The sequence below is a fragment of the Exiguobacterium sp. S22-S28 genome, assembly GCF_043359615.1.
In the GTDB taxonomy this organism is placed as follows: Bacteria; Bacillota; Bacilli; order Exiguobacteriales; family Exiguobacteriaceae; genus Exiguobacterium_A.
On sequence record NZ_JBHFFC010000020.1, the window covers coordinates 1 to 1,303 of the forward strand.

A 1,303-nucleotide genomic window follows, 5' to 3' on the forward strand; every position below is an offset into this window, starting at 1 on the left:
GAAACATCTAAGTACCCGGAGGAAGAGAAAGCAAATGCGATTCCCTGAGTAGCGGCGAGCGAAACGGGAACAGCCCAAACCGGAGAGCATGCTCTCCGGGGTTGTAGGACACTCTATACGGAGTCAAAAAGGAAGACAGTAGGTGAACGACCTGGAAAGGTCGGCCGAAGAAGGTGACAGCCCTGTAGCTGAAACTGTTTTCCCTCCAGAGTGGATCCTGAGTACGGCGGGACACGTGAAACCCCGTCGGAATCCGGGAGGACCATCTCCCAAGGCTAAATACTCCCTAGTGACCGATAGTGAACCAGTACCGTGAGGGAAAGGTGAAAAGCACCCCGGAAGGGGAGTGAAATAGATCCTGAAACCGTATGCCTACAAGTAGTCAGAGCCCGTTAATGGGTGATGGCGTGCCTTTTGTAGAATGAACCGGCGAGTTACGATAGCGCGCGAGGTTAAGCTGATGAGGCGGAGCCGTAGCGAAAGCGAGTCTGAATAGGGCGCCATAGTGCGTTGTCGTAGACCCGAAACCAGGTGATCTACCCATGTCCAGGATGAAGGTCAGGTAACACTGACTGGAGGTCCGAACCCACGCACGTTGAAAAGTGCGGGGATGAGGTGTGGGTAGCGGTGAAATGCCAATCGAACCTGGAGATAGCTGGTTCTCCCCGAAATAGCTTTAGGGCTAGCCTCGAGGTTGAGAGTTCCGGAGGTAGAGCACTGATTGGACTAGGGGCCCCCACAGGGTTACCGAATTCAGTTAAACTCCGAATGCCGGCAACTTATACTCGGGAGTCAGACTGCGAGTGATAAGATCCGTAGTCAAGAGGGAAACAGCCCAGACCGCCAGCTAAGGTCCCAAAGTGTATGTTAAGTGGAAAAGGATGTGGCGCTGCCTAGACAGCTAGGATGTTGGCTTAGAAGCAGCCACCATTCAAAGAGTGCGTAATAGCTCACTAGTCGAGTGGCGCCGCGCCGAAAATGTAACGGGGCTAAACATACCACCGAAGCTGCGGATTCCGTAAGGAATGGTAGGGGAGCGTTCCAAACCGCTGTGAAGCTGTACCGTAAGGAGCAGTGGAGCGTTTGGAAGTGAGAATGCCGGTGTGAGTAGCGAAAAGAGGGGTGAGAATCCCCTCCGTCGAAAGCCCAAGGTTTCCTGAGGAAGGCTCGTCCGCTCAGGGTTAGTCTGGACCTAAGCCGAGGCCGAAAGGCGTAGGCGATGGAGAACAGGTTGATATTCCTGTACCACCGATCCACCGTTTGAACAATGGGGGGACGCAGGAGGATAGTGACGCATGCGGAT

1 rRNA gene is annotated in these 1,303 nt (G+C 54.1%); it reads left to right on the plus strand.

Annotation, left to right across the window (positions count from 1 at the left end):
• A 23S ribosomal RNA gene (locus ACHA8N_RS05170) occupies nucleotides 1–1,303 on the plus strand; the annotation flags it as partial.